This is a genomic window from Agarivorans sp. D1326, assembly GCF_056958115.1.
Map to the genome: position 1 here is coordinate 192333 of NZ_JBTWEN010000002.1, position 25509 is coordinate 217841.

Annotated in this window: 21 protein-coding genes and 1 riboswitch; of the genes, 5 read left to right on the forward strand and 16 right to left on the reverse strand. The window is 44.7% G+C overall.

Annotated features, from left to right (window positions below; translation table 11 throughout):
• Positions 1 to 13: 13 nt before the first annotated feature.
• Positions 14 to 3121, forward strand: a complete 3108-nt coding sequence (locus ACYFDN_RS04735; protein WP_483510146.1) for an RICIN domain-containing protein — start codon at positions 14 to 16, stop codon at positions 3119 to 3121.
• Between the two features lie 54 nt (positions 3122 to 3175).
• Here the strand turns inward: ACYFDN_RS04735 and ACYFDN_RS04740 are convergent, their stop codons facing one another.
• On the reverse strand, positions 3176 to 3496 hold the full coding sequence (locus ACYFDN_RS04740) for a DUF1330 domain-containing protein (RefSeq protein WP_221077012.1): 321 nt from the start codon (positions 3494 to 3496) through the stop codon (positions 3176 to 3178).
• A 187-nt stretch (positions 3497 to 3683) separates the two neighbouring features.
• Between ACYFDN_RS04740 and ACYFDN_RS04745 the strand changes: the two genes are divergently transcribed.
• Both ACYFDN_RS04745 and ACYFDN_RS04750 read left to right on the forward strand, forming a co-directional pair.
• The gene (locus tag ACYFDN_RS04745; protein WP_483510147.1) at positions 3684 to 4889 is read left to right on the forward strand and encodes an MFS transporter; all 1206 of its coding nucleotides are present in this window, start codon (positions 3684 to 3686) and stop codon (positions 4887 to 4889) included.
• 138 nt (positions 4890 to 5027) lie between these two features.
• Positions 5028 to 6164 (forward strand): C45 family peptidase, encoded by a 1137-nt coding sequence (locus ACYFDN_RS04750; protein ID WP_483510148.1) that lies wholly within the window; start codon positions 5028 to 5030, stop codon positions 6162 to 6164.
• 50 nt (positions 6165 to 6214) lie between these two features.
• Here the strand turns inward: ACYFDN_RS04750 and ACYFDN_RS04755 are convergent, their stop codons facing one another.
• From ACYFDN_RS04755 to ACYFDN_RS04765, 3 genes are all read right to left on the reverse strand, one after another.
• A complete protein-coding gene (locus tag ACYFDN_RS04755) occupies positions 6215 to 6586 on the reverse strand; it encodes a VOC family protein (protein WP_483510149.1) in 372 nt (123 codons plus the stop codon).
• 146 nt (positions 6587 to 6732) lie between these two features.
• Positions 6733 to 7221: a YcxB family protein gene (locus ACYFDN_RS04760; RefSeq protein WP_483510150.1), complete on the reverse strand. Its 489-nt coding sequence runs from the start codon at positions 7219 to 7221 to the stop codon at positions 6733 to 6735.
• 135 nt (positions 7222 to 7356) lie between these two features.
• Positions 7357 to 7695 (reverse strand): thioredoxin family protein, encoded by a 339-nt coding sequence (locus ACYFDN_RS04765; RefSeq protein ID WP_483510151.1) that lies wholly within the window; start codon positions 7693 to 7695, stop codon positions 7357 to 7359.
• A 218-nt stretch (positions 7696 to 7913) separates the two neighbouring features.
• On the opposite strand from ACYFDN_RS04765, the gene ACYFDN_RS04770 reads away from it, so the two are divergent.
• On the forward strand, positions 7914 to 9011 hold the full coding sequence (locus ACYFDN_RS04770) for an efflux RND transporter periplasmic adaptor subunit (RefSeq protein ID WP_483510152.1): 1098 nt from the start codon (positions 7914 to 7916) through the stop codon (positions 9009 to 9011).
• A complete protein-coding gene (locus tag ACYFDN_RS04775; protein WP_483510153.1) occupies positions 9011 to 12118 on the forward strand; it encodes an efflux RND transporter permease subunit in 3108 nt (1035 codons plus the stop codon). The genes ACYFDN_RS04770 and ACYFDN_RS04775 overlap by 1 nt, the downstream gene beginning before the upstream one ends.
• Before the next feature lie 113 nt (positions 12119 to 12231).
• On the opposite strand, the gene ACYFDN_RS04780 is transcribed toward ACYFDN_RS04775, so the two are convergent.
• The 12 genes from ACYFDN_RS04780 to ACYFDN_RS04835 form a co-directional block, all read right to left on the reverse strand.
• The gene (locus ACYFDN_RS04780; RefSeq protein ID WP_483510154.1) at positions 12232 to 12597 is read right to left on the reverse strand and encodes a DUF2200 domain-containing protein; all 366 of its coding nucleotides are present in this window, start codon (positions 12595 to 12597) and stop codon (positions 12232 to 12234) included.
• Between the two features lie 44 nt (positions 12598 to 12641).
• A complete protein-coding gene (locus tag ACYFDN_RS04785) occupies positions 12642 to 13238 on the reverse strand; it encodes a DsbA family protein (protein WP_483510155.1) in 597 nt (198 codons plus the stop codon).
• Between the two features lie 375 nt (positions 13239 to 13613).
• On the reverse strand, positions 13614 to 13904 hold the full coding sequence (locus ACYFDN_RS04790; RefSeq protein ID WP_483510156.1) for a hypothetical protein: 291 nt from the start codon (positions 13902 to 13904) through the stop codon (positions 13614 to 13616).
• A gap of 124 nt (positions 13905 to 14028) precedes the next feature.
• Positions 14029 to 14853 carry a hypothetical protein gene (locus tag ACYFDN_RS04795; RefSeq protein WP_483510157.1) on the reverse strand — a complete coding sequence of 275 codons (825 nt, stop codon included), beginning with the start codon at positions 14851 to 14853 and terminating at the stop codon, positions 14029 to 14031.
• Between the two features lie 78 nt (positions 14854 to 14931).
• The gene (locus ACYFDN_RS04800) at positions 14932 to 15309 is read right to left on the reverse strand and encodes a hypothetical protein (RefSeq protein ID WP_483510158.1); all 378 of its coding nucleotides are present in this window, start codon (positions 15307 to 15309) and stop codon (positions 14932 to 14934) included.
• Between the two features lie 196 nt (positions 15310 to 15505).
• Positions 15506 to 17326: an allophanate hydrolase gene (gene atzF / locus ACYFDN_RS04805; protein WP_483510159.1), complete on the reverse strand. Its 1821-nt coding sequence runs from the start codon at positions 17324 to 17326 to the stop codon at positions 15506 to 15508.
• A 1-nt stretch (position 17327) separates the two neighbouring features.
• Positions 17328 to 20972: an urea carboxylase gene (gene uca, locus ACYFDN_RS04810; RefSeq protein WP_483510160.1), complete on the reverse strand. Its 3645-nt coding sequence runs from the start codon at positions 20970 to 20972 to the stop codon at positions 17328 to 17330.
• A 92-nt stretch (positions 20973 to 21064) separates the two neighbouring features.
• On the reverse strand, positions 21065 to 21709 hold the full coding sequence (locus ACYFDN_RS04815) for an urea amidolyase associated protein UAAP2 (RefSeq protein ID WP_221076999.1): 645 nt from the start codon (positions 21707 to 21709) through the stop codon (positions 21065 to 21067).
• 29 nt (positions 21710 to 21738) lie between these two features.
• Complete coding sequence (locus ACYFDN_RS04820; RefSeq protein WP_472590851.1) at positions 21739 to 22494, reverse strand: urea amidolyase associated protein UAAP1; 756 nt, start codon at positions 22492 to 22494, stop codon at positions 21739 to 21741.
• A 12-nt stretch (positions 22495 to 22506) separates the two neighbouring features.
• Positions 22507 to 23292 carry an ABC transporter ATP-binding protein gene (locus ACYFDN_RS04825; protein ID WP_016403083.1) on the reverse strand — a complete coding sequence of 262 codons (786 nt, stop codon included), beginning with the start codon at positions 23290 to 23292 and terminating at the stop codon, positions 22507 to 22509.
• Positions 23292 to 24116: an ABC transporter permease gene (locus ACYFDN_RS04830; protein WP_040307480.1), complete on the reverse strand. Its 825-nt coding sequence runs from the start codon at positions 24114 to 24116 to the stop codon at positions 23292 to 23294. Before ACYFDN_RS04830 ends, ACYFDN_RS04825 begins: the two co-directional genes overlap by 1 nt.
• 10 nt (positions 24117 to 24126) lie before the next feature.
• On the reverse strand, positions 24127 to 25209 hold the full coding sequence (locus tag ACYFDN_RS04835; protein ID WP_483510161.1) for a putative urea ABC transporter substrate-binding protein: 1083 nt from the start codon (positions 25207 to 25209) through the stop codon (positions 24127 to 24129).
• Between the two features lie 59 nt (positions 25210 to 25268).
• A riboswitch (guanidine-I (ykkC/yxkD leader) is annotated at positions 25269 to 25364 on the reverse strand.
• Positions 25365 to 25509 lie beyond the last annotated feature (145 nt).

Below are 25509 nucleotides of genomic sequence, written 5' to 3' on the forward strand. Positions count from 1 at the left end.
ATAAGGATATCTCATGAACGCTTTACGCCTAAACAGCTGCAATTCCGCACTCGTTAAACTGGGTTATACGAGTTTGCTGGCACTTAGCCTAAATATGCCATTAGCCCACGCGTGGCAATGGGGTGACGCCACCGATAACACCACCTACCAAAACTTAAAGTCTCAGGCACAAACTGCTCGAAATCAGCTTATTCAAACCATTGCCCAAGCAGAGCAACAAGGCCACAACACCGACTATGCCAAGGTGTCTAAGGCGGTAGTAGATCTGTTCCTAAAATACGCTGAGTTTGACCGACAAAATCCACAAATCATTCAAGCCAAAGTAGATGCCATATGGTGGAACGAATATATACCGAGTAACTACTCGCAAAATATTCCCTTTGAAGAACTAAAAGACAGCATTACCGTTGCAGAGCGTGCCGTACAAGAACTACAAGCTCAAATGAATGGCAGTTTAGTATTGCAAGCTCCTACCGACTTTAGCAGCGGCCCCGTTAAGCTTAGTGGCGATAAATTTACCATTAACAACCAAGTTGTTTATCCCAGTAGCTTTAATTGGTTACCTAGCGAGAACAACTACATCGATGCTTTTGGCAGAATTGGCGGTGACTATTACCCAGTATCAGAACTTAAAGAAAGTGGCGGTTTACATAACTGGGCAGTAAACAGTGCTGTAGAGAGCTTACAGTCGCAAAATGCCAAATACATGGATCCTAAGGTATTTTTCCTTGGATACAATACGAGCGCTTGGCAGAAAGAAGCAGCACCAGAAGCTTTTGAAACCGGCCGCTATTTTGTTCCCTTTGATATCGACAACAGCAGTATCCGCAGTTGGTACCAACAACTCATGCAGCACTATATTCCTGCTACTAAGGGACATGCTGGTGAAGGCGAAAGAATCCACTTACTGGCTAACGAACCACATTTTGCAACACGCGAAGGCGGTTGGTATGCAGACAAGGGGGTATCAAATAGCACTAAACAAAAATACCAAAACTGGTTACAACAGCAATACAACAATATTAGCGATTTAAACCAAGCATACGGCACCCAGTATAGTAATTTTGCCCAAGCTAAAGATGGCTTAACTATCCCTATTGCCAAATCGTTACAAGGTGGACCCATTTGGTACGACTGGTGCAAATTCAACATGGCACGTGTTACCGAATGGTTTAGTTTTTTAAAACGCAACGTTCAACAACACGATCCACAAGCCAAAGTAACCATTAAATTGTTGGGTTGGATTATGAGCTCTGAGTGGCGTGATCACGGCATCGATATTGAAGCATTGGCTAAGTTACAAGATGTCATGGGGTCTGACTTTAGTATGGGCCCTCGAGATTTAGTCAACTTTAGAAATAAAGAGTTTGAATTTAGAGAGCGTTACAGCATCGAATGGGTAGAACAGTCGAGAGGCTTAGATTTCTACCGTAGCATTGCGCCTAACAAGCCCTTTTACGACTCCGAATGGCATGGTTTATCTGCCGAATGGCAACACTTTGATATGGACCCAAACTACGTACGTGCAGGCCTGTGGTTAGGGCATACCCACGGTATGAAAATGAACACCGCTTGGGTGTGGGGACGTAAAGAAAACGGAGATCCTAGCACTGTAAACTCGATTTTTGTTTCAGAGCCAACCACGCAACCTCTAGTAATGGATGCCTACGGCCGTACCATGAAAGAACTAAATGCCCACGCTGAAAGCTTCAGCCATTTAGTCGATTACAATACCACCTTCCGCATTTTTTATTCCGAAGATTCAGCCATTCAAGATAGCGGCTACATTGATAAACTCACTAAAGTCTATGAAGCGTTAAAAATGCTGAATGTAGACGTCGGGTTTATTACTGCTTCTGAGCTAAATACCTTAAGCAGCGATAAGGTGGTAGTTGTCCCACCTACTCCCTACCTAAGCTATTGGGCCTACAAAGCTTTGCAGGATCATGCGGCAAAGAAAATATTGGTAAATCGTCAAGACTCCTTTGTTAAAAACCAACATGGTAAACCACGTAATCAGCCCCAAATGGCTTCTTACGCCGACATAACTTTAGGCGGTGTATTTGATATGGCCGACGAGTTGGCAAGCAATGTAAAATCTTTAGCAGCACCTCGTAGGGTAGACTTTCAAATTACAGATATGCAAAACCAAGCGGCTTATGGTGTGTTTGTTAGGCAGTTTACCGACGATAGTGGCGATACCATCCTATCCATCATTAATGTTAGTAAAGACAAGCGTAAACTCAGTTTAGATTTGTCCCACCAAGTAAAAGACCTAATCACCGGCAACATGCATGCTCAACAATTTGAGCTAGAGCCCTACGACGTATTTCTAGTAAAAACCAGTCAGCAAGCTAACACTGAAAACAGCCTAAGTGGCATTACCGTGCCTTCTACAATAGATGCCGGACAGCAAGTCTCAGTTGCTGTTAATTACTCCGCTACCAACACCCAAGACTTACAACTACATTTAGTGAGTCGCACCACCTGGACAACCGTTGCCAAGCAGCAAAAAGTGGTTCATTCCGCCAGCAATCAAGACACCTGGTTTGGCTTTGAAGTACCAGGCGATCTTCCCAGCGGCGATTATGAGTTTAGAGCGATGCTAATTCCAGAAGGTGAAACATGGCGTGAAGCTCACGACATTATTAACCATCGCATCGTGGTAAATGCCAAGCAAAACGGTAATGCGGTACCGGCAAGTTGGACCAACCTCGAACTCGCCCACAGCGGTCGCTGTTTCGATCTTGCCAATGGCAACACTGCAAATGGCGCGATCTATCACCAATGGGATTGTAATACTGGCAACCTAAATCAACGTTTTAAGTTTATTCCAGCAGATGATGGTTGGTACCTAATTCAGTCGCAACGCAGCGAAAAGTGCGTTGATTTAAACAATGGCTCCACGTCCGATGGTGCGACGGTTCACCAATGGTCGTGCATGCCCAATAATCAGAATCAACATTGGAAGATTAACCCCAAAGACAATGGTAATTTTGAGTTAATCGCAAGGAAAAGTGATAAATGCCTAGACGCAGAAGGCAAATCAACCGCTAATGGAACTCGTCTATTGCAGTGGGCTTGTTACAACGGCGACAATCAACAGTTCACTTTCAAATAGGTGCTAAAAATATAAAGCTCGCACACGCTGCGAGCTTTATACATTTACATAAGTCTAATCAGCTTTATGGTAGGCAGAGATAATCGTTGTGCTTGCTACAGAACTAACAAAATACTGATCTTTAACTAGCTGATAATTTGGGTCGGCAAAAAAACTGTCCTTATTTTCTTCGCTACTAAAGTTAATGGTGAAAACGCGATTAATGTTACTTTGTTCAAGCGAATCTAGCTGCTCGGTCTTGAGCACCTCCGACACTTTAAAGTCATAAACAAAGTGCCCTTGATAATCAGCCAATATTGGCTTCATTGCAGCTCGATACTCTGCGTACTTAGCATCATCTATTACTTGCAAACCCACTAATATTTCGTAAGACATACACCTCTCCAAAGCTTAGCTAAAACCAACAATGTAATCTATTAATCTGTTATCTACTCTACACCCAGCTTTTAGCAATCGCCAAGCTTAAGCGCCAACAAAACTTTACTATTTAGTAAGCCTCAAATATGTAATACAAATTCGCTAATTTGATGTAAAATCTAGTTTTATCTTAGTAGTATTCAAGATGCCTCGCTTATCACCCGTTACACTGCTCACGCTGTTAGGCGTGTTTTTAGTGGCCCTTAATTTAAGAGCACCGTTTACCAGCTTAGCCCCAGTGCTAGAGCAAATTATGGAAAGCCTTTCACTGTCTGCTGCTCAGGCGGGGTTTGTGACTGCGCTTCCGTTAATATCCTTGGCGGTTTTTTCATCTTTAGCGCCTAAATTAGCGCAAAACCTTGGCTTAGAAAAAGCTTTGGTAATTTCGCTATTTTGCGTGGCGCTTGGTGTAACGGTTCGCTCGATGGGTTTAGTTTCGCCCTTATATTTGGGCACTGTAGTAATGGGCGCAGGCATCGCTTTTGGTAATGTACTATTGCCAGCGGTAGTTAAAAAGTTCTTCCCAGAGCGTATTTCTGAGGTTTCATCGCTGTACATTTTTGTAATGGGGGTGGGTTCAACCTTGGCGGCAAGTGTGATGGTGCCCCTGTCGCAACAAGCGCCAGAACAGCTATTTGGTTGGCAATTTGCGCTAGCCTTTAACCTTATCTTTCCCTTAGCCGCCCTATTATTCTGGCTACCAAAACTTACAACCAAATCGAGACAGCAGCACCAAGCAGAGCAACATAGCGAATCTGTGTCCATTACTTCACTGCTGCGTTTACCGGTAGCTTGGTTTGTTACCTTAGCGCTTGGCATCAACTCTTTTACCTTTTACGCCTTTGCTGGATGGCTACCGAAAATACTGAATGATGTTGGCTACAGCGAATTAGATGCTGGTTATATATATGGATTTTTGCAGTTTTCTACCATGGTGCCAGGCCTGGTGCTTATGCCCATTTTGGCCAAGCTAAGAAACCATACTTTGCTAATAACACTGTGTGCATCTAGCGTAGTATTTAGTTTGCTGGGGATGATATTAGCACCCGGTTTAGCCATATTATGGGTAGGATTATTCGGCCTAAGCAACTGCGCTACGTTTATTGTAGCGCTAAGTTTTATTGGCCATAAAACAACAAATACTCAACAAGCAGCCGCACTGTCGGGCATGTCGCAAAGCTTTGGTTATGCTTTAGCGGCCACCGGTCCTTCGCTTATAGGTTTTATCCATACCTCAACAGGGACTTGGAGCTTACCACTCTTAATAATTGCTCTGTTTGGCGTGGCTTGTACGGTATTCTGCGCGCTAGCAGCAAAAGGTAAGCGACTACGGGTAAATGACCATAACTAGTCGACGCTAAATTTTCCAAGATATTCAATTCATGAGCTTTCCAAATATTGGAATACTGGTACTTTATCGTTACAAACTTTAGAAACAGCAGTTGATAATCTGATCTCACCAAACATTCTTAACCACTTGGTGCGAACTATGAAAAAATCTATATTAACTGTTGTTACACTCGCGTTGCTCTCAACGCATGCTTTAGCCGACATGAAAGCTGGCGATAAGTTAGATTATTACCAACCACAACGAGCAGCCCACCAAAACGGCGCAGAGCTTATCGACTTAAGTGGCCAAAGCGCAGAAGCCTTAGCACAAACACTCGCTAAGTTTGACCGCCTAACGCCGGATGCCGAAGTACTCACGCTAGCTAAAAATGCAGTAGCAAACAACCAAGCAATAGCCCCTAAATATGCCGCTATGATGGAGCGCCAAGCAGAAATTCGAGGAGTAGAAGTACACGAGTTATATGCCGCAGCATTGCAAATGGACTGGTCAGTAAACAAGTCGATTATGCAGGCCAGCACTAAGCAAACTCTTTCTGACGCAGCCACTAAAATGCGCGGTTGCACAACACTTGCCTTTGCAGATACCGGCATTGTTGCGCAAAACAATGACCTAGGGATCGACCACTTACTTAACTACCCTACCCGTGTGATCAAGACCGACGATACTATCTTTATACCCACCGACGGGAGTCATTTTCAAGGAATGGGTAAACACGTTGGCGTGGTGCTAAATATTATGGGCGAGCCTAGCGGCACCACTGCAGATATAAACACCAAAAATATTGTAACTATAGATGCTGTGTTTGCAGCGATTACTTCATCAACCAGTGTTGAAGATGCCTTTAACAAACTTAAGCATTACACCACACCGGTAGCCATGAACTTTACCGTTGCTGATGATTCTGGCGACCATGGCGCTATAGAAATGTCGGTAGATGCTACTGTTCTAGTACGTGGAGACGGTGGCATTGGCTACGCTAACCACAATGCAAAAATGAAACAAACAATGCTTGAAACCATGAGCATGACAGAGGCAAACGAAACTTTTGTCGATAGCTTTGCTCGCGAACAAGCAGCGCAAAACTTCGTAGACTTTAGTAAAGAAAAAACAGTGCAAGGGATGAAATACATTCTTAAGCAAAAGCCAATCAACATTACCCTTTACGACAAAGACTTTGTTACTGTTGAATCAATGATTTTTGATACTAAGCAAGGCTGTGCTTACGTGTCGGGCGATAACCCGCTATTTAGCGAATACACTAAAGTGTGTTTTTAACCCAGCCTAAACAAAAAAACCAGCGGCTAAAGTCGCTGGTTTTTATTTCGTTAAGTGCATAACGCTAATCGAGCACAAAATGGGTTGCGCAAATAAGCCATATAAAGTTTTCGTGGCGCTTTACCTCTTATGCCTGGTGGCTCTTCGATTCCAGTTCCACCATTAGCAAGCCCCACCGCGTGCCACGTATCCACCATCTCTGGGTTGCTAGCTAAAAACCCCACTGTCATCCCATTGCCATTAGTGGCGTCTTCACCATTAATTGGCTTAGTTAAGCCCAACACTCCCGATGCAGTGGCATACATACAGCGACCTTTAGCATCCATCACACCTTCGTTATACCCAAGCACTTGCATAATCTGGTCATAAAATGCTTTTGAACGTGCTAAATCGTTGGTACCAATCATTACGTGGCTAAACATACTTTGCCCTTTAGTTTATAAAACAAACTGCAATCAGCTTAAAATTCCAAGCAACCAAGATATAGAATGATCTTGCTGTTTACTCTCTATTATTCGCAAACCGCTACTAAATCACTCAACTAAAACTAACTACCTTGCACAAACAACTAGTCTTCTTCAACCGCTTTAAACTTAACAATTATTTCTGCCACCAGCTCTTCTGGAAACAAAGACTTCGACAAATACTGTCGACCACCTGTTTTAGCCACCAAAATAATGCCAAGCTCTGTTTCAATTACCGTCTCTACATTGTCCCAAGCTAGGCTGGTTTTGGTGTAAGGATTTTGTGTCTCTATGCCTTCATTGTTAATACTAAGTTTTATCTCACTATTAGCGCTGCGCCCCCACATTTGTCGAGTTAGCCACCACGCTCGTTTAAAGCGAATATGAATTAACTCTAATACCGCCAAACCAATTAGCATACTACCCGCAACTTTGGGTTGTTCGGTAAACATCAACAGTGCTAAGCCTACTAATAGCAGTAAGGCAGGAAACCACTTCTTTATAGTGGACTTCTTTTCAAAGGGCGATGTTTGGTCAAAACATTCGGCGAGGTATTGGCGTGACAGCGTAAACTGCGTTTTAAAAGCTTGCATAACAACACTTAATAATTGGGAGGAGGATTAACACCAAGGCGAATATAGCCTATCGGGTGTTGGCTTACAAAATAGCCTGGCTAAAAATTAGCTCGAGCATTTTACTTAAGTTAACTGTAAAGCTGTAGTAAAAGCTTAGTTTTCTAGTGTTGCGAATAGCGCTTGTACATCGCTGACAGCAACCGGTCTAACTACTCGTGCCACTTCCTTACCCGATTCAAGCAGTATAAGTGTTGGCCAAAACTTAACCTGAAATGCTCGCCCTAAGCGCTTACCTTTGCCGTCAAACACCTTAATGTGTGGCAAATTTTTTGAAGATAACACCGACTCAACCGCACTGGCAGCGGCTTTACAATGGCCACACCAAGACGCACCAAACTCTAATACTGCATATCCACTTAATGCTGCTAAATCCTCGCTGCTAGGCGCTTCTTCTTGGTACTCTGGGTTAAAACCTATCTTGCTTGCTTTCATCGTAGTTCCTCCAAATCGCCTAAGCTTACTCACTAGTTAAAGCTCACATGGCCACGTAAAAATCTACATTACATCAACACTAAAGCACAAATAGATAAGCCAAGCTCATTCCACAGCACATAGAAAGGCAAACCTTTGCATATCTTTACATTAGTTTACCTAAACAGAAACCTAAACAACGTAAAATAGCTATTCATTTTTAAGCTCGATGGACTCCCATGTACTTACGTTATGTTTTACCGCCAGTTCTCATTATTTGCATGATCGCTCTAATAGTGGTCAATCAGCAGTCTACAAATGGCAACCCAGCGCGTAGCCTTGCCCCCACTTTGGTAACAACAGAGCAAGTGCAACAACATAGCCTAGCTCAAAACCTGAGCTTAATTGGCACCTTAGATGCCGAACAGTCGGTGGCTATTGCTGCAGAAGTCAGCGGCAAAATTAATCAAATCAATGTGCGTTCTAATCAACGAGTTCAAGCAGGCGACGTATTAGTTAAGCTAAACGACTTAAAAGCCAGTGCAGCATTAGCCGAAGCAAGAGCCTACTTGGCCGACGAGCAACGCAAACTGTATGAATTTGAACAACTGTTAAAACGTAAGGCGGTTTCACAAACCAGTTTTGATGCGCAACTGGCCAGCGTAACTATTGCTAAAGCACGATTACAGTCAGCGCAATCAGAGTTTGATGATCACACCCTTACCGCGCCTTTTACTGGGGTTACTGGTTTAATCAACATCAGTAACGGTGAACTGATTAACGCAAATCAATCGCTACTCAGCTTAGACAACCTATCAAGCCTACAACTCGACCTAAATGTGCCCGACCAGTATTTGTCTCTATTATCCAAAGGCATGCATATACAAGCCACAACCCCCGCTTGGCCGCAGCAGATCTTTGAAGGCACCATCGACGCCATAGACCCGCGAGTAGACAGCAACACCCTTAACCTCACTGTGCGAGTTAACTTCGACAACACCAGTAAACAATTAAAACCAGGCATGATGATGCGCGCTAAGCTCACCTTGCCAGCAGCCACCCAAGCAATGATCCCAGTGCAGGCTATTGAATATTCTGGCACCAAACGGTTTGTATATGTGGTAGGAGAAAACAATATTGCTCATCGCACCGAAGTCCAGCTAGGTGCGCGTATTAATAACTACGTACTAATCGACCAAGGTTTAGCATTAAACGACAACATCGTAGTACAAGGCCTGGTGAATATTCGCGACGGCGCTCGGATTAAACAAGTAGACACCAAAGTCGCTAAGTCGAAACAACTCGCCGATGAAAAAGCCACTCAGGAGCCAATTTAATGCTGCTGTCTGACATTTCGGTAAAACGCCCTGTTGTTGCCATTGTATTAAGCTTGTTGCTGTGTGTTTTTGGTATTGCTTCGTTTAGCCAATTGGCTGTGCGAGAAATGCCAGATGTAGAAAACCCAGTTGTTACCATTAGCACCCGCTACGAGGGCGTGTCTGCCACCATAATCGACAGCCAAATAACCTCGGTAATTGAAGACCAATTATCGGGTATTAGTGGTATTGATCAAATTGATTCCGTGTCCCGAAATGGTATGTCGCGGGTAACCGTAACATTTTTACTGGGTTGGTCCTTAACCGAGGGTGTAAGCGATGTGCGTGATGCCGTAGAGCGAGCCAAGCGTAGTTTGCCCGATGATATTACTGATCCAGTTGTGTCTAAAGATAACGGAAGTGGCGAAGCTTCTATCTATATCAACCTAAACTCTAATAAGATGGATCGCACCGAACTAACCGACTACGCAGAGCGCGTATTGGTAGATCGTTTTAACCTTATTAGCGGAGTAAGCTCGGTAGAACTTACCGGTGCATTATACAAAGTAATGTATGTAAAACTCGACCCCACCTTAATGGCCGGCCGACAAGTTACTCCTAGCGACATTGTTACTGCATTAAAAAGCGAAAACCTCGAGTTACCCGGCGGTGAAATAAGAAACGATACCACGGTGATGTCGGTACGCACCGAGCGACTCTATGCCGAGCCTGAAGATTTTGACTACCTGCGAATTCGAACCAGTGAAGACGGCACTCACGTTTATCTAAAAGATGTGGCCAGTGTATTTGTTGGTGCCGAAAACGAAAACTCCACCTTTAAAAGTGATGGCATCTTAAACCTAAGCTTAGGCATTGTTACGCAATTGGATGCTAACCCACTTAATGTAGCCACCATGGTTGCAAACGAGGTTGAGCGTTTACAACGTTTCGTACCCGAGGGCACCGAGCTAAAAGTAGATTACGATGCTACGGTGTTCATCGACCAAGCCATCGACGAGGTTTACCAAACCTTAATGATCACCGGTGGCCTAGTAGTGTTAGTGCTATATATTTTCCTAGGTCAAGCGCGAGTAACCATTATTCCTGCGATTACCGTACCGGTATCGCTAATTGCCACCTTTATCGCCGCACAAAGCTTCGGTTTTTCCATCAACCTAATTACCTTAATGGCGCTTATTCTTGCTATTGGCTTAGTAGTGGATGATGCAATTGTGGTAGTAGAAAATATTTACCACCACATCGAACAAGGCACCCCGCCCTTATTAGCCGCTTATCGCGGTACCCGTGAAGTTGGTTTTGCCGTTATTGCTACCACTCTGGTTTTGGTTATGGTGTTTTTGCCCATTGCCTACATGGACGGCATGGTAGGTAAAATGTTTACCGAGTTTTCGGTATTGCTATCGGTAGCCGTTATTTTTTCTTCGTTTATTGCACTAACTCTTACCCCCGTGCTCAGCAGTAAACTGTTGCGCCACAATGCTAAACCTAGCCGTATAAGCAAAATGATGGACGCAGCGTTCGCAAAACTGATCCCTGCTTATCAAACTCTGCTAAACAAAATTATCGCGACTCGCACAGCTGGGCCTACCGCCATTGTATTGTGTGTGCTGGGCAGTGTTGCATTTATGCAAGCTATACCCTCGCAACTAGCGCCGGTTGAAGACAGAGGTGTGGTATTCATCATGATCAAGGGTGCCGAAGGTACTAGCTACGATCGTATGACCACCAACATGGACCAAGTCGAGCAGCAAATTATGCCCTTGGTTGGCAATGGTGTGATTAAGTCATTTAACATGCAAACGCCAGCCTTTGGTGGCCGCGCCGGCGACAATACCGCCTTTATCATTGTTCAACTAGAAGACTGGGCAGAACGCGAACAAAACGCTGGTGACGTGGTTAACCTGCTGCGTAAAACACTGTCTAACATCGCTGACATTTCTATTCGACCCATGCAGCCAGGCTTTAGAGGAAAATCAAACGACCCTATTCAATTTGTATTGGCGGGTTCAAGCTTTGAAGAGCTAAACCATTGGGGCCAAGTAGTTATGCAAGCCGCCGAAGCACACCCTGCGATTAGTACGGTAGATATTAACTATTCGGAAAAAACCCCAGAGCTTATTGTAAAAATTGACCGCCAACGCGCCGCCGAGTTGGGCGTAAGTGTTAGCGATATTTCCGACACATTAGAGGTAATGTTAGGAGGCCGCAGCGAAACAACCTTTGTAGACCGAGGCGAAGAGTACGACGTTTACCTGCGTGGAGGCGAAGAAGGCTTTAACAGCGCCAGCGATTTAAGCAAAATTTACCTACGCGCAGCAAACGGTAGCTTGGTAACGCTAGATAGCGTAACCCAACTAGAAGAAATAGCCTCTGCCAGCCGACTAAGCCGCCTAGACAAACAGCGAGCGGTGACTGTTTCGGGTACGCTTAATCAAGGCCACACTCTGGGAGAAGCACTAGACTACCTAGAACAGTTCGCCATTGAGCAGCTGCCTAGCGACATATCTATTGCCTACAGCGGAGAATCTAAAGACTACAAAGAAAATCAAAGCAGTACCTTTATTATTTTCTGCTTAGCCATATTAGTTGCCTATTTAGTGCTTGCCGCCCAATTTGAAAGCTTTATCAACCCAATGGTGGTGATGCTTACCGTGCCGATGGGAATATTTGGTGGCCTAGCAGGCATGTATTTAATGGGCGAAAGCCTCAATATTTACAGCCAAATTGCCATGATCATGCTTATTGGTATGGTAACCAAAAATGGCATTCTCATTGTTGAGTACGCCAACCAACTTCGTGACCGAGGTATTGAGTTTAACCAAGCAATTGTGCAAGCAGCATCAAGGCGCTTACGCCCAATTACCATGACAGCCTTTACCACGGTAGCTGGTGCAATCCCCTTAATTATCTCTACTGGCGCGGGAGCAGAAAGCCGAATATCAGTAGGTACGGTAGTGTTGTTCGGAATGGCCTTTGCCTCGATTGTAAGCTTACTGGTGATACCAGCAATGTATCAGCTATTAGCACGCTCAACTCACTCTCCAGGCCATGTTGGCGAGCAACTTAATCAGCAAATCGCTGCCGACAAACAAACCACTAAGGCTTAAACCCTAAAGCCTAGAACCAAGAAACAAAAAGGCCAAAGCAAAGTTGCTTTGGCCTTTTAGTCACTGCGCTTTCAGCTTCTTTAAAAGCATGTTTAGCTTGTTATCTGTTTGGCTTAAGCACCTCTAAAGATCTTTTTCAATTCATGCCCTTTTGCAAGTTCATCAACTAACTTATCAAGGTAGCGAACTTGTTGAGTAATCGGATTTTCAATTTCTTCCACTTTATAGCCACAAATCTTGCCGGTTATTAACTTTGCATTTGGGTTAATAGTGGCGTCAGCGAAGAACGCTTTGAATGTGGCAGAGCCATTAATATGCTTTTGAAGAACAGCCTCGCTATAGCCGGTAAGCCAGCTAATAACCTGATTAAGTTCGTTACTTGTACGCGCTTTCTTCTCAACCTTGGTAAGGTAAAGAGGATAGATTTTTGAAAAGACCATGTTGGCTATTTGCTCGTCTTGCTCTTGTGTAGATTTCATTTTTAACCTTGTAATTTCGCCCAAAGTAACGGAAAGCTTATACCTTAGATATCGGCCTCAGCTGCCCACTTAATCGCTCTTTCTAAGCGGTCATTACCCCAAAAAAGCTCGCTACCGACATAAAAAGAAGGCGCACCAAAAATTCCACACTCAATCGCCTCTTCGGTTTGTTCTCTCAGCATTAACTTAGCCTCTTCAGTCACCGCTTCCCTCATCACTAAGGAAACATCTGCCCCAACAGCACTAAGACAAGGTTCGATTACGCTTGGAGATGAGATATCTTGGTTAAGCTCAAAATTAGCAGAGTAAGCTAACCTTACGAATTTCGGAACCCAAGGTGCATCAGAAAATCTAGTTGTAACGCGGGCAGCTAGCAAACCATTTTGCGGGAATGTTTTGGGGCGGCTAAACGGAAGATTGGAATCACTACAAATTCTCGCCATATCTTTCCACATGTATTCACCTTTAGCGGGATAGACATTAAAAGGTGAATCATTCATACCCTGCTTATTGAAGACTGCACCCAACAGAAAAGGCCGCCACACAATAGTTACATTGTTATCGGCCGCCACAGACTCAATACGCATTGCCGCAGGATAGGAGTATGTACTAGCATAATCAAACCAAAACTCAATGTTCACTAAGCACTCCTCTAGAGGCTAAACACCTTGTTAAGCCAATGACTTAAGCGAATACTACTTATTGTTTTCTTTATCCGACAGATACTTAGTAATCAATTGGGGAATATGTAATCCTGTCTTACGAACAAGATACCAATCTATAGCAGCCAGAATAACCAAACCTATTATCATTCCCATTTTCAATCCCCCATGCACATTGAAATACAAATCTATCAAATGGTTAAGAAATATACTTTGAGCCTAAATACACTATTGATGTTAGATCTGGATAACTACCTTTGTTCTGTAACGCCTCAAGCAGCGGCGCGCGTTAGCGCGTCCAGCCACGAAGTGGCGTTACTGCCTTGACTTGTTATGAGTTTTGCTTGGCACTTACTACAACTCCAAGCTCTCTTTGACTTCAATGATTAACTCCGCGATTTTCATATCATGCTCCGCTGCTGCAGACAGGCCCATGCTTTCAGTTGAAACGATCCCTAGATACTTTGCTATTGGCTCTGGCGATTTAGATTCCATTGAATTTGCAAAAACTCTTGGTAAGTAGGATTGATACTCATCCCTTGCCCAGTCACTACCCGAAACACCAATTGGGTCCCATTTATAGAAGAGAATCTCATCGATTCTCTTATAAAGCTCTAGTTGATCTGGTGGTAGTTTCTTTCCCATCGCTTACTTATAACGCCCAAATAAGCGGTGAAGCAAGTTGGACTGTGTTTTGCGCTTTTGCATTTGCAAAACACGGGCTGACTTGCTGAATCCGGCGAACTCGTGAGCGAATTTAATTTGCTTGTTAGGCATTTTTTTGCTGATCTTGCTTGTCGTTATTCGTTAGTTCTTCTGAGGCCTTAATTATTTCTGCAGCTTTTAGCAATGTTGCTCGATCTTCCTGCTCGCCCTTAAGCGTATTGTTAAAAGCTAAAAGCATAAGAGACTCTAATTCATCTAGCAGGTAGTAATACGCTTCAGGCGACACTTTTTCAACATACTCTTTTTGGTGAGGTAGCGCGGCAATAATCACCTTCTTAAGATTCTTACTTTCGATAAAATCGGGATAATTTAGGCCTTTTTTAAGCATATGAAACCTTAAAACTGCGTGGCCTAAGATGGCTGTATACGCGGAAAAATATGCCCACGCAACTGGCGATATGAATGGCCTCACTTTATTAGAGTTCTTAGTATCTACAGAGGTTAGATCCACGTTTGATCCTATCATCTCAAACATTTCTCTAGCTCTCGCATCTTCGGATGCGGCCTTGACAGCACTATCAAATTTTATGATTGACATACTTTGGGCTGCACCTTTTGCGATTGATAAATCAATAACTTGAGACCAAAGAACTTCAATTGCATGGACTTGTTTTTCAAAAAGTGCAGCTTGGCGCTGCGAGATTCCACTTAAGGCGGTGGTTTTAAGTGACTCCAGCTGCAGTTCTTTTGAGCGCAAGTCAGCTTTTAAGGCTTCTTGCTTATTGGTTAAATCAGCCTTTAAATTAGCCAACTTTTCATCATATTCATGTCGAACAGCGTTAGTAAGGCGCGAAGTGATTAGACTTCTCGCTAACCACAGAACGCCCGCCAGAATGGTTGTTGTTGATATTGCAGGAATCCAATCCATCAAATACTCCATAGTTGTGCCTAACGTTTTTCGGTTGCGGTGAGGTTACGAATCCGCAACCTGTGTTTGTTAAGTGCTTTACCAAGGTGGTGGATTTTCTTCATAGCCAAATCTAGTTTTCACCTTTCCTTGTTCAAATATAATGAAACATGACTTCCAATCTTCGCCGCGATCCTTCATTTCTCTATGTAAATCATCAAATAAGAAATGTATTTTATGATCCTCGATTGAGCAATCTTCATGAAGCCCTTCATCATCGTGAAAAGTTAAGCTGCATTCCTTCATTCCAAGACCATCCCATCTCAAACATGAGTATTCAAATCTCAGATAATCAAAACCTTTCGAAGACAGGTCAGAATCAATTATTTCAAAAATCTTTTGTAGCAATTCAACGCTATTTTGATCCATATAAGCACTTAACATCTTATTAAAAGGAAAAATTCCTTGTTTAAACAAGGAATTTTTCCTTTTATCACACATTTATTGGATTGAAGATTATCACTAAACCCTATTCAATTCAGTAAACTAGCCAACACATTGATAAAAAACTCATGACGAAAGTATGCAAGCTGCTGGGGAAAGAAGGAAAGTAAAAAGCACTGGGGGAATGCCCAGTGCTTTTTTGTTGGTTGAGCGTTTTAACTACTGCTTATTACAAGCTAGCCATGTACGCTCGCCAGCTGCCAAATTCGCTAACATCTTTGGCCGTGGTCGTTGCGTAGCCTTCGCAAATAAAACTGTTTACCCAGCTTCCATCGGCTAACTCAATTTTGCCTAAACCTAAAGGGTGCGGAATGCCTTGCAAAAAACTACCAAGGTGTTGTTTGGGTAAGCGCCATACTTCTACTTCTATCGCTACGCCATGTTCTTCATCACGAATCATACCGGGGCGCGCTGGTGGCCCACCAGCCAAGGCATATAACTTGTAGACGCTGGCGCTTTTGGTAGCTTTAACTAATTGCCCTGCCCGCTCGGTAAGCTGAAAGTTAAGGGGTAAACCTGACAAGTGAGCACCACACACTGCAAGCTCCATGTAATCATCTTCTATGCTTTCTGGGGTTTGCAGTGCCGGTAACGCTTGTTTGCTTGCACCTAGGTTAAAGCCATTATCTTGTTGGACAAGCGCAGCCATGCTGAGGATCTTTCTGTCGCAATAAGCATCGCTAAACAGGGTTATACCAAAGCTTTGAGTATTACCTTGCTGGTTTTGGTAAAAACCGGCAGGTACCGATATCGCGCTGTAGTCCAGCAAGTTCATAAAGTTGGTGTAGTAGCCCATATTGGAGTTAAGTTGAATGGGATCTTCTTGTAATTGGGCAATGCTATAACTACTGCCCGCTGTTGGGGTAACAATTGCATCTACTTGTTTAACTAGCTCGTCACAGCCCACTTTATAGGCTTGCAGTTGATAGAAGGCCTTAAAGGCATCCACCGCATTGTGCTTTGTAGCGCCGCCAATAATGGTTTGAATAACCTGTAAACATTGGCTCGGGCCGTTTTCAAAAAACTCTTGAATAGCGGCATAACGCTCGGCCACCCATGGGCCTTCGTAAAGCAATTTAGCGGCTGATAGGAATGGTTCAAAATCAATTTCTACTAACTCTGCGCCTAAACGCTCTAGCTGCTTAAGGCTTTGCTCGAACAGTTTTTCTGTTTCTGGGTTATCAAAAAACGCTAGGTTACTAGCTTTGGGTACACCAATTTTGAGTGAAGTTAACTCCTGCAAAGGCTGATAGTTCTGGCTTTGATTAGCTTGTTGGTTTGGCCTTGCGTAGCAATCATCGGCATCGTACTGGCCAGCTACGTCCAGCAGCAAGTTTAAATCATCACTGGTATGGGCAAACAAGGTGACACAATCTAAGCTTTTACAAGCTGGGACTACGCCGCTGCAACTAAGCAAACCTTTGGTGGCTTTTAAGCCAAGAATATTATTAAGCGCTGCCGGCACTCGGCCAGAGCCTGCGGTGTCAGTCCCCAAAGAGAAACATACTTGGCCCAACGCAACACTTACCGCACTGCCTGAGCTAGAGCCACCAGAAATCATGCTTGGATCAAAGCTGTTTTTAACTGCTCCCCAAGGGCTGCGAGTACCCACTAAACCTGTAGCAAACTGGTCTAAGTTAGTTTTACCCAAAGGCACCGCACCAGCTGCAATAAGTTGTTTCACCACAAAGGCGCTGTCACTGGGTTGGTAGCTGTATTCCTTACAGCCTGCGGTAGTTGGCAAGGCGGCTAAATCAATATTGTCTTTAATCGCAAACGGCACACCATATAAAGGTAACTCAGCAATATCTTGCTGCTCTAGCGCGGCTAAATAGTCGGCTAATTGTTGCTCACTTATGGTAGATATCCAGCAGTTGTTAATGTCGCTTTTCACTGCTGCTAACTGCTGCTCTAAATATTGCTTAGCGCTAAACTGTTTGCTTAGGTAAGCTTCGCGCAACTGCGAAATAGTGTAGGTACTTGTTGTCATGTTATTCGGTCTCCATAACCATTAGGCGCTGCCCTGCGTGAACTTGGGAACCTTGAATTTGGTTCAACTGTTTTATTACTCCGTTTGAAGGCGCAGTCACTTCTAGTTCCATTTTCATTGCTTCTAACACTGCCACCACCTGGCCAGATTTAACGCTTTGCCCCGGCTCTACCATTACTTGCCAAAGGTTGCCAGCTACGTGGCTTTCTATCGCCAGTTCTGAGTCTGCTAAAGCGTCTTCACTAGCGCTTTGTTGGCTTTGCTCTTCTACCGAGAAGTGAGCTTGGCCGCTTTCTTCCCAGCGTTGGCGCTCGGCTTCGAAGGCTTGTTGTTGTTTAAGCTTAAAAGCTTGAATGCTCTCTTGTTGCTCATCTAACAGTGCTTGATAGCCTTTTAAGCTGAACTCGGTTTGCTCAATTTTTAGCGGGTAATCTCCACGTGGGAAATCTTTACGAATTTGCTTAAGCTCATCCGCACTCACTGGGTAAAATTTAATTTGATCAAAAAAGCGCAATAACCAAGGTTTAGTAAACTCAGTTGTGCTGCGGTAGCGATTCCACATCTGCAAAGTGCGGCCTACAAACTGATAACCACCCGGCCCTTCCATGCCATACACACATAAATAAGCGCCGCCAATGCCTACAGCATTTTCTGGTGTCCAGGTACGTGCTGGGTTGTATTTAGTGGTGACTAAACGATGGCGAGGATCGATAGGAGTAGCAACTGGTGCGCCTAAGTACACATCGCCTAAGCCCATCACTAAATAGTTAGCGTTAAACACAATGCCTTTCACTTGTTCAACGGTGCCTAGGCCGTTAATGCGGCGAATAAACTCGATGTTATCGGGGCACCATGGCGCATCTTTACGCACGACGTCGTTATACTTTTGAATCGCTAAGCGAGTGGCTTCGTCGTCCCAAGATAGCGGTAGATGCACAACTCGTGCTGGTACACTAAGTTGGTCAATATCACCAAGGCTTGCTTCTGCTTGCTCTAGTATTGCCAATAAACGATCTAGCGGCAGCTCTAGGTTGTTGTAGTGAACCTGCAGTGAACGAATACCAGGAGTAAGCTCTTCTACGCCGAAAATGTTTTGCGCTTGCAAGTTGAGCATTAAGGCATGCACTCTAAAGCGCAGCGCAATGTCTAAACGCTGAGGACCATACTCAATCAGCAAATAGTCTTCACCCGCTGGGCGATATACCACCTTTTCACCATAAACATCACTGGCTAAGGTTTTTACAATTGGCGTGGTAATGGGCGCTGCGCTAATTTCGCTATTGTAGGCGTTGCCTAGCGATAAGCTTGCTAATTGCTCTCGCTCTGCCTGCTCTGCTTGCTTAATGCTTACAGGAATAAAGTTGATTTCATCGCCCGCTTTAAGCTGTCCCATTTTCCATAGGTCGGCTTTAATAATGGTTGCTGGGCAAACAAAGCCGCCTAAGCTTGGGCCATCTGGGCCAAGGATAACTGGCATATCGCCAGTAAAATCGATACTGCCTACAGCGTAAGCGTTATCGTGAATGTTAGATGGGTGCAAACCCGCTTCGCCGCCATCACTACGTGCCCACTCAGGCTTTGGCCCAATAAGGCGCACGCCGGTTCGGCTAGAATTGAAATGCACTTTCCAAGTTGCTGCAAAAAACTGCTCGATGTCTTGGTCGGTAAAAAAGTCTGGCGCACCATGCGGGCCGTAGATAACGTGAATATTCCACTGTTGAGTAATTTGCGGCTTTTGCTGTAACTCTCGGCCTAGTAAGAAATCGTCAATGGCTTTGACTTGCTTAGCATCTGGCAGTTGCAATACATCACCGGTTCTTAGCGCACGCCCTGCGTGGCCGCCAAACTGACCTAAAGTGAAGGTAGATTTACTGCCTAAATACTCAGGACATTGAATGCCGCCACCTACCGCTAAATAGGCGCGAGCACCAGCATCGCTCACTTTGCCTAATGCCAAGCTTTGGCCGGCGCTTACTTTAAATACTTGCCACATCGCGCGGCTTTGGCCATCTAAGTTAATCTCTATATCTGCGCCACCTATTGCTACCAAGCTGTCTTGATTGAACTTGAGCGTTGGCCCTTGCAGGGTAATCTCTAAGCCAGCTGCATCACTTGGATTACCTAATAGCTGATTAAGTAACTGAAAGCTTTGCGCATCCATTGGCCCTGATGGTGGAACGCCTATATCCCAGTAGCCCTTTCGTGCCGGGTAATCTTGAATAGTAGTTTGTGTGCCGGCGCTTAGTACATCCATAGTACTTGGGCGGTAAGCAAAACTGTTTAAGCTTGAAGTAAGCAAGGTGCCTTGCTCTAAGGCAGGTAAAGTTAGCAACTGTTTAAGGTAGGCTAAGTTATGCTCAATACCATACACTTGGCAAGCTTGCAGCGCCTTGGCTAAACCAGCAATGGCAGAGTCTCGATCTGCTGCGTGGTATTGCACTTTAGCCAGCATCGGATCGAAAAACGGTGAGACTTCTACCCCACTTTCTATCCAATGGTCGATACGTAGTTGGTCAGCTGTTGGCAAACCCAGTTCTGCTTCGGTTGGCCATGCTACATGGCTAAGTAAGCCAGCGTTTGGTTGGAAATCTTTGTTAGGATCTTCGGCATATAAACGGACTTGAATAGCGTGGCCAGAAGCCTGTAAATTGCTGGCTTTATCAACCAATGGATACGTTTGTTGAGAGAACTGTGCATAGCCAAGCTCTACCATCCATTGCACTAAATCGACGCCAAACACCATCTCGGTTACGCCGTGTTCCACCTGTAAACGGGTATTCACTTCTAAAAAGTAAAAAGCTTGGCTTTGCTGATCAAATACAAACTCCACGGTACCTGCACTGCGGTAATTGACACTTTCGGTAAGCTGCTTAGCGGTTTGTTGTAATTGCTGGCGAATAGCTGGGCTTAAGTTGGGAGCTGGGGTTTCTTCAATCACTTTTTGATTACGGCGCTGCGCTGAACAATCACGCTCGCCTAAGGTTAATACCTCACCAGCACCATTACCAAATACTTGCACTTCGATGTGGCGTGCTTGGGTAATAAACTTCTCGAGGAATAAGCCCGCATTGCTAAAGTTGTTTTCGCTAAGGCGTTTTACGCTATCAAAAGCTTGGCTTAATTGCTCTGCGGTGTCGCAACGTTGCATACCAATACCGCCGCCACCTGCAGTGCTTTTTAGCATAACCGGGTAACCCAGTTGTTCGGCGCAGCTTAATGCTTGTTGTTGATCTTCTAATAGTCCGCTGCCCGGTAATAAAGGTACTTGCGCTTGTTCGGCTAACTCACGAGCACAATGTTTAAGGCCAAAGGCATTCATTTGCTCTGCTGTTGGGCCCAAAAATACTAAACCTTGTTGCTCACAACGTTTGGCAAAGTCTTGGTTTTCACTTAAAAAACCATAACCAGGATGAATGGCTTGCGCGCCAGTTTGTTTGGCAATAGCAAATATTTTGTCGATGTTTAGGTAAGTTTGACTAGCTGAACCTTCACCCAAGCTATAGGCTTCGCTGGCTTGGCTAATGTGCAGGCTGTCTGCGTCGGCGTCGCTGTAAATAGCCACGCTGGCAATATTCATTTTGTTAAGGGTTCGAATGATCCGGCAAGCTATCGCGCCACGGTTGGCTATCAATACTTTATCGAACATAGTGTCACCTGAGAGCTGCGGGTCGTCCCGGCTAATAACAAGGCGTGTTTAGGGTCGTCCCTAGCCTTAATCTAAAGAGTTATTACTTGTGCTTAAGCTGCATCCCAAATCAACATTTCTACTGGGGTTGGGTTGTAGCCATTACAAGGGTTGTTTAACTGCGGGCAGTTAGACATTAGAACAATCACGTCCATCTCGGCGCGCATTTCTACATATTTTCCAGCACCGCTAATGCCGTCTTCAAAGGTTAAACCACCGGCTGCGGTAATTGGCACGTTCATAAAGAAGTTAATGTTGTGGGTAATGTCGCGCTTGGTTAAGCCGTACTGTTCGTTCTCGGCAACCGCTAACAACCAACTATCACGACAAGCGTGCATGCATTTTTTATCCAGAGAATAACGCACTGTGTTGCTTTCGGTGGCACAGGCGCCGCCTAAGGTATCGTGGCGACCACAGGTATCGGCAGTAATGGTGAGCATTTCGCGACCTAGGTTGGATAACAGCTTTGTGCCAGCGGTTAAGTAAACATTGCCTTGTTCACGAATGGTATCCATTGCACTGTATCGCTCGCTGGGATCGGCTGCACTATAAAACAATGTGTCTGCAGCTTGGTTACCTTCTAAGTCCAAAATTCGCAGCGTTTGACCCGCTTTTAGCTCCTGCATGTAGTAGTCTCCAGCTGGAACCACTTCTCGCTGGCTGGCTTGTTCTGCTTGTAAATCACTTTCTTTGATCATGAATATTATTCCTTGTTTAGCGCTTACAACTAAGCTTCACAACAAGTGCTAGCTTGGCTAACACAGCGGTAGCGTTCGGTATTTTCGAAGCCACGACCATTCTCTGGTCTAAAGTTTCGACAGTAGTCGTCTTCGCTCACGGGATCAGCTTCCACCATCGCAACTTCAACACCATGGTTGGGATATTCACTAGCAGGGTTCATTGGATGTGGGCAAGTTGTCATCAGCACTAAGGTGTCCATTTCAAAACGCAGTTCGATAACATCTCCTGCTTTACTGGCGTTTTGCTCAAACTGCAAATTGCCTTCTGCATCGGCGGCTACTTTACTAAACAGGTTAATGTTAGCTGCCATATCTCGCTTGCCTAAACCATATTTAGCTAATTCAACCAGCATGGCGTCGTAGCCATTTTGTAGCCACAAGTTACCTTGAGTTTGATAGCTGCGCTCGCCCCATTTCTCGGCGACCTTTTGTTTGTTTGCTAAGCCACCTACGCTGTCTATCCAGCCGGTATCGTCACGGGTAATCGAGCAAAACACTCGCCCCATATCGGAATACAAACAATTACCTTTGGTTAGTTTAAAGGTGTGCTGACATTTAAGGGTATCGGGCGCGTTATAACGCTCTAACAAATCCTTCGGGTTATAAAACAATAGGCTCACGTTAGAAGCCCCTTCTGGGTTGGTAAAACGCAAGGTTTTACCTGCAGGTACAGTGACCGACCAATGCGCGGCACCATTTATCACTTCTTGATAAATAGGTTCTTGGGAAATAGTAGAGTTCATAGATTGTCCTTATTAGGCCACCGACTTATCAATAATCGGCTTCATCTCTTCACTAAAGCGAGCAGCATCGCTGTCTTTGCTAATAGGAATATCGAAGGTGACTTGCGCGCCAAAGCGCTCGGGGTGCTGTGCATCATGACGATGCTTGTCAAACACCCATAGGCGGTTGCCTAAGCTAAAACCTTCTGAGAGATCGTGGGTAATCATAAAAATGGTAAGTTTGTGCTCTTGCCACAACTGATGAACTAGCTTGTGCATGTCTTTACGAATGCCGGGGTCAAGCGCGCCAAAGGGTTCGTCTAGTAGCAATATCTTTGGCTTTTTCATCAAGGCTTGAGCAATTGCCAAGCGTTGCTGCATACCGCCAGACATCTCAGTCGGGTATTTATGCGCGGCTTCTGTTAAACCTACTTTATCTAACATTGCCATTGCTTGGCTGTAAGCCTGTTGCTTGGCTTTACCAAATAGACTCGCAAGCACTGGCGCTTTAGCAAATACATCACTTAGCATAACGTTTTGTACAGCCGTTAAGTGGGGAAACACGGAGTACTTTTGAAACACAATGCCACGCTCTGGCCCTGGTTCATTAGGTAACGGTTCGCCATTTAACAAAAGCTTGCCACGGCTGGCAGTTTCATTTCCCAATAGCAAGTTGAGAAAAGTAGATTTACCGCAGCCAGAGGCGCCTACAATGCTAACAAACTCGCCTTCTTCAACACTTAGGTTTAAGCGCTCTAGCACTACGTTGTCGCCGTACTCTTTCCAAACGTCTATGGCTTGAATGATTGGAGTGCTCATTATGCGTCTCCTTGTGTTTTGTGATACCAAGAAAAAGCATGCACCGACAACTTGCGCAGCAGCCAATCCATTACAAAGGCCAATACACTAATCCACAGCACGTAAGGTAAAATTACGTCCATCGCCAAATAACGGCGAATAAGGAAGATGCGATAACCCAAGCCCTCTGTGGCAGCAATTGCCTCTGCAGCAATCAAAAATAGCCAAGCACTGCCCAAGGTTAAACGAACCGCTTCGATTAGCTTTGGCAGAATTTGCGGAATAACTACTGCAATAATGGTTTGCCAGCTAGACGCACCTAAAGTTTGCGCTTTTAAGATCTGTTCATTAGGCAACGCATCGGTGCGCAGCTGCAGGTCTCTAATCATAATTGGGCAGATCCCAATGATGATCAGCATCACTTTAGATAACTCCCCCAAGCCAAACACAATGAACAAGATAGGCAAAATTGCCATGGGTGGAATGAGCGAGATGGCAGTAACCAATGGCGATAAAGGTGCACGTACAAATGGCACCATGCCATTAGCAACACCCACCATTAAGGCCACTAAGGCGCTGATCCCCACCCCAAGTGCCAAGCGAGTTAAGCTAGCAAGCGTATCTGCCAGCATTAAGTACTCACCGCTGCGTTTGCTAGGCTCAAACGCCATGCGGTTAATTGCTTCCACAAAACTCGACATAGCAGGCAATAACTTATCGTTTGGATTGTCTGCTAAACGCGCCTGTGATGCAGCCATGTATAAAGCAATTAGCAGCAAAAACGGTAGTAGGCCCAACATCAGCCGCACGAAGCGGCTAGGTTTTTTATTAATTATGCGAGTCATAGGCAGAGCCTTATAGTTTGCCTTCGGCAGCCATATCCATGTACTCGGCTGTAAAGCGAAGTTTTACGTTACTTGAATCGCCATAAACACCTGATGGAGTTTCGATGCCGATAAAGCTAGCATCAGGTGCGCCTTCACCTAACAAACCGTGATGGTGCGAAAACTCGGCTACTTTTGCCATGGTGCTTTTTAGGGTTGCGCTATTGGTAAAATCAACAGCTTCTTGAGGTTGGTAGAACATTTTTGTAGACGCCAATTGCGCATCGTAACCGGCCAAATCGGTACCTGAGGCTTCAGCCATAAATGCACGAGCTTTCATTGCTGATTCATCATCACCCGACATAGTGGCCATAATCTCGTACCAAGCGCCAGTTAAAGCTTTACCTAGCTTAGGATCTTGCTTAAGCGTATCGGTATTAACTACTAGCAAGTCGATGATCTCACCTGGGATCTTAGATGAGTCGAACACCATGTTGGTATCTGGCATTGCCACAATCTCGCTGAGTAGCGGATTCCAAGTGGTAACAGCTGTTACATCTTTGGTAGTGAATGCAGCAACTAGATCGGCGTCGGAGGTGTTTTCAACTTTGATATCACGCTCTTTTAAGTCTACTGACTCTAAGGCGCGAGCTAACAAATAATGCGAAACACTTAACTCTACTAAGTTAACTTTTTCGCCTTTTATGTCAGCAAGGCTTTTATCACCTTTAAGTACTACACCATCGTTACCATTTGAGAAGTCGCCAACAATTAGCGCTGTTGAATCCACGCCACTGGCTGCAGGAATAGTTAGTGCGTCCATGTTGGTCATTACTGTGGCATCAAAGCCACCGGCGGTGTATTGGTTAATTGACTCGATGTAGTCGTTCACCTGCACTACTTCGATATTGATATCGTATTTGTCGGCCCACTTATCAACAATGCCTGAGGCTGCACCATAGTCCCACGGCATCCAACCAACATAGATAGTCCAAGCGAGTTTATAAGTAGGTTTATCGGCGGCTTGGGCAGATACAACACTAAGCGCACTTGCGCTAACGATGGTGGCTGCTACTGCCAGGGTACGGAGTGGAGATTTAATTAGATTTATCATGGTCACCTCAATGTGGTTATGCACTTTAAAATAAAAACATGAGAGACGTATTTATTGTCATCTCCCGGGCTTTTATCCCTCCGTGTAACCTCTATGAGGTTGACAACTCTCGGTCCAGACACTGCGTTGCAGCCGGAACCCTAGATGTCTATTGCAAATTTTAAGCGGCTCTTGATGAGGCAGAGCCATACATCTCTCATGTCGCAAGTATTAGGTAGCAATGGATATGCCAACGCTAACGCATCCCTCTATCTAGGTATAAATCACTAAATGAAGCCCCAGTAATTGCCACCCAAAGGC